Below are 5,035 nucleotides of genomic sequence, written 5' to 3'. Positions count from 1 at the left end.
TGTGGAACACGCACACGTTTGTGCTCGATTCACGGTTGCAGCCGACGCCGGTGGGGACGGCGGGTGAACTGTATCTGGCGGGGGTGCAGTTGGCCCGCGGGTACCACGGCCGTGCCGATCTGACGGCGGACCGGTTCGTGGCGAGCCCGTTCGGTGAACCGGGCGCGCAGATGTATCGCACGGGGGATCTGGTGCGGTGGAACCGGGGCGGTGATCTCGAGTTCCTGGGTCGCACCGATTTTCAGGTGAAGGTGCGGGGTCTGCGGATCGAACTGGGGGAGATCGAGTCGGCACTGGCTGGGCAGGACACGGTGGCGCAGGCCGTGGTGGTCGTGCACGAGAGCGACCTCGGTCAGCAGTTGGTCGGCTATGTGGTTCCAGCTGCGGGACACACGGTCGACACGGAGGCTGTGCGCGAGGCCGCCGGGCAGTCGCTGCCCGCCTACATGGTGCCGGACGTGCTGATCGTCCTCGACGAATTGCCGTTGAACAGTTCCGGAAAATTGGACCGAAAGGCGTTGCCGGCGCCGGAGTTCACGGCCCGGGTGTTCCGGGCGCCGACGAATCCGGTGGAGGAGATTGTGGCCGGGATCTTCGCCGAGGTGTTGGGTGTGGACCGGGTCGGATTGGACGATGATTTCTTCGCGTTGGGTGGTAACTCGCTGATCGCGACCCGGGTGACCGCCCGGTTGGGTGCGGTGCTCGATGCCCGGGTGCCGGTGCGGGAGTTGTTCGAGGCGTCGACGGTGGAGGCGTTGGCGGTGCGGGCCGAACAGCATGCGGGGCAGGGTGGCCGTCCGGCGCTGCTGGCAGGTCCGCGGCCCGACCGGGTGCCGTTGTCGTTGGCGCAGCAGCGGATGTGGTTCTTGAACCGATTCGATCCGGGGTCGGCGGCATACAATATTCCGTTGGCGATCCGGTTGACGGGTGAATTGGATGTGGCGGCGATGCAGGCGGCCGTCGTTGATGTGCTGGCCCGTCATGAGGCGTTGCGGACGGTGTTCCCGGATTCGGATCAGGGTCCCTCGCAGGTGATCGTGCCCCTCTCGCAGGTGCCGGTGGATCTGACACCGGTGCCGGTCGCGGACGAGGACGAGTTGCGTCATCGTGCGGCGGCGTTGCTGACCCGTGGGTTCGATGTGGCCGCGGAGGTACCGCTGCGGGGTGCGCTGTTCCAGCTCGCCGCGGATGAGTTCGTGTTGGCGATGGTGGTGCACCATATTTGTGCGGACGGGTTCTCGACGGCGCCGATGGCGCGGGACATCGTGGTGGCGTATGCGGCACGGTGTGCCGGGCACGAGCCGGGGTGGGCGCCGCTGCCGGTGCAGTACCCGGATTACACGTTGTGGCAGCGGGAGCTTCTCGGGTCGGAGGACGATCCGGGATCGGTGCTCTCGCAGCAGATCGGCTACTGGTCGGGTGCGTTGGCGGGTGTGCCGGATGTGTTGGCGTTGCCGACCGATCGACCGCGCCCGGTGGTGCGCTCGGGTGTCGGTGGCAGGGTCGAGTTCTCGGTGCCGGCGCCGACGGTGGCGCGGTTGCAGTCGTGGGCGCACGAGCGGGGTGCGACACCGTTCATGGTGGTGCATGCTGCGTTGTCGGTGGTGTTGGCGAAGTTGTCCGGTACCACCGACATCGCGGTGGGTTCGGCGATCGCGGGCCGCGGTGAGGCGGCGTTGGACGATCTGGTGGGCATGTTCGTGAACACGTTGGTGTTGCGGGCCGAATGTGACCCGGACCTGTCGTTCGCGGAGTTGGTCGATCGGGTACGTCATACGGATCTCGAGGCGTTCGCTCATGCGGATGTGCCGTTCGAGCGGTTGGTGGAGGAACTGAACCCGACACGGTCGCAGTCGTTCTCGCCGTTGTTTCAGGTGATGCTGTTGTTCCAGAATTACACCCAAACGGGGGTGGAGCTTGCGGGGTTGACGATCGCACCGCTCGAGGTGGACTGGACAGCTTCTCAGACCGACCTGTCGATGAGTCTCAGCGACGTTGTTGGTGGCGGGTATGCGGGCACGCTCGCGTATGCGGCAGACATCTTCGATGCGGTGACGGCGGCGCAGATCGCGGAGCGCTTCGTCCGGGTGCTCGAGGTGGTTCTCGAGGATCCGTCGGTGCCGGTGGGAGAGGTCTCTGTCCTCGACGACAGTGAACGGGCACTGGTGCTCGACACCTGGAACGACACCGACCACCAGGTGCCGGAGGTGTTGCTGCTCGACGGGTTCGATGCGCAGGTGGCCCGGACACCGGATGCGGTGGCGTTGGTGTTCGAGGGCCAGTCGTTGACGTATGCGCAGTTCGATGCGCGGGTGAACCGGTTGGCCCGGTTCCTGATCGATGCCGGGGTGGGCCCGGAGTCGTTGGTGGCGGTCGGGATGCGCCGGTCGCTGGATCTGCTGGTCGGAATTTATGCGGTGCTCCGGGCGGGCGGGGCGTATGTGCCGATCGATCCGGACCATCCCGTCGAGCGCACAGAGTATGTGCTCGATACTGCGGCACCGGTGTGTGTGTTGTCCACCTCGCGCGATGGTGTGGCCGTGTCCGGGCATCGGGTGGTGGATGTCGATGTGGTGGATGTGTCGGGGTACTCGTCCGATGCGGTGGTGGAGTCCGAACTCCGGACGCCGGTGCGTCCGGAGAACGCGGCGTATGTGATCTTCACGTCGGGGTCGACGGGACGCCCGAAGGGGGTGGCGGTCAGTCATCGTGCGGTCGTCAACTTCCTGTTGTGGATGGCCTCCGAATGCGATTTCACCGATTCTGATGTGGTGGTGCAGAAGGCGCCGGTGACGTTCGATGCGTCGGTGTGGGAGTTGTTCCTGCCGTTGGCTGTCGGGGCCCGGTTGGTGATCGCCCGGCCGGATGGGCAACATGATCCGGAATACCTGGTGTCCCTGATGCAGGACACCGGTGTGACCGTGGTGCAGTTCGTGCCGTCGATGCTGGGGGCGCTGCTGGCGGACCCCGAGGTGCGGATCCCCGCTTCGGTGCGTTTGGTGCAAGTCGGTGGGGAGGCGTTGCCCGCGGATCTGGTGGCCCGGTTCGCCGACCGCACCGACGCGGTTCTGGGCAACATGTACGGGCCGACCGAGGCCGCGGTCTATGCGACGTACTACCGGTGTGATGACCGGGACGTGTCGACCGTGCCGATCGGCGTCCCGGAGTGGAACACCCATACGTTTGTGCTCGATTCGCGTTTGCAGCCGGTACCGGTGGGGGTGCCGGGTGAACTGTATCTGGCGGGGGTGCAGTTGGCTCGCGGCTACCACGGCCGCACCGATCTGACGGCGGACCGTTTCGTGGCGAATCCCTTCGCGGACACTATGGCAGGGGAGGGTGCTGGTTCCCGGTTGTATCGGACGGGGGACTTGGTGCGGTGGAACACGCTGGGTCAGTTGGAGTTCCTGGGGCGCACGGATTTCCAGGTGAAGGTGCGGGGTCTGCGGATCGAACTGGGTGAGATCGAGACGGCACTGGCTGGGCAGGACACGGTGGCGCAGGCCGTGGTGGTGGTGCACGAGAGCGACCTCGGTCAGCAGTTGGTGGGGTATGTGGTTCCGGCTGCGGGACACACGGTCGACACGGAGGCGGTGCGCGAGGCCGCCGGGCAGTCGCTGCCCCGGTATATGGTGCCGGATGTACTGGTTGTGTTGGAGGTGTTGCCGCTGAACAGTTCCGGCAAGCTGGATCGGAAAGCGCTGCCGGCGCCGGAGTTCACGGCCCGGGTGTTCCGGGCGCCGACGAATCCGGTCGAGGAGACCGTGGCCGGGATCTTCGCCGACCTCCTCGGTATCGAGCGGGTCGGGCTCGATGATGATTTCTTCGCTCTGGGTGGTAACTCGTTGATCGCGACCCGGGTGATCGCCCGGTTGGGTGCGGCGCTCGATGCCCGGGTGCCGGTGCGGGAGTTGTTCGAGGCGTCGACGGTGGAGGCGTTGGCGGTGCGTCTCGAACGGCATGCGGGGCAGGGTGGCCGTCCGGTGTTGGTGGCGGGTGTGCGGCCGGAGCGGGTGCCGTTGTCGTTGGCGCAGCAGCGGATGTGGTTTTTGAATCAGTTCGATCCGGGGTCGGCGGCATACAATATTCCGTTGGCGATCCGGTTGACGGGTGAGTTGGATGTGGCGGCGATGCAGGCGGCGGTGGCCGATGTGTTGGGCCGTCATGAGGCGTTGCGGACGGTGTTCCCGGATTCGGAGCAGGGTCCCTCGCAGGTGATCGTGCCCCTCTCGCAGGTGCCGGTGGATCTGACACCGGTGCAGGTGGCCGGTGAGGACGAGTTGCGTCATCGTGCGGCGGCGTTGCTGACCCGTGGGTTCGATGTGGCTGCGGAGGTGCCGGTGCGCGGGGCGTTGTTCCGGGTGTCGGAGTCCGAGCATGTGCTGGCGATGGTGGTGCACCATATTTGTGCGGACGGTTTCTCGACCGCCCCGTTGTCCCGGGATGTGGTGGTGGCGTATGCGGCACGGTGCGCGGGGCACGAGCCGGGGTGGGCGCCGTTGCCGGTGCAGTACGCGGATTACACGTTGTGGCAGCGGGAGCTTCTCGGGTCGGAGGACGATCCGGGATCGGTGCTCTCGCAGCAGATCGGCTACTGGTCGGGTGCGTTGGCGGGTGTGCCGGATGTGTTGGCGTTGCCGACCGATCGGCCGCGGCCGGTGGTGCGCTCGGGTGTCGGTGGCAGGGTCGAGTTCGCGGTGCCGGCGGCGACGGTGGCGCGGTTGCAGTCGTGGGCGCACGAGCGGGGTGCGACGCCGTTCATGGTGGTGCATGCGGCGTTGTCGGTGGTGTTGGCGAAGTTGTCCGGTACCACCGACATCGCGGTGGGGTCGCCGATCGCAGGCCGCGGCGAGGCGGCGCTCGACGATCTGGTGGGGATGTTCGTGAACACGTTGGTGTTGCGGGCCGAATGCGACCCGAATTTGTCGTTCACCGAGTTGGTGGATCGGGTACGGGAGACCGATCTCGAGGCGTTCGCTGCGGCGGATGTGCCGTTCGAGCGGTTGGTGGAGAAGCTGAACCCGACACGGTCGCA

1 protein-coding gene is annotated in these 5,035 nt (G+C 66.5%); it reads left to right on the top strand.

The annotated features are described in order from the left end of the window. Positions 1-20: 20 nt before the first annotated feature. The coding region (locus RM2_RS22565) for a non-ribosomal peptide synthetase (RefSeq protein WP_373863377.1) at positions 21-5,035 on the top strand (5,015 nt) is incomplete at its 3' end.

It is taken from the genome of Rhodococcus marinonascens NBRC 14363 (genome assembly GCF_001894885.1).
Classification (GTDB): domain Bacteria; phylum Actinomycetota; class Actinomycetes; order Mycobacteriales; family Mycobacteriaceae; genus Rhodococcus_F; species Rhodococcus_F marinonascens.
This window is presented reverse-complemented; position numbering and strand designations above follow the sequence as displayed.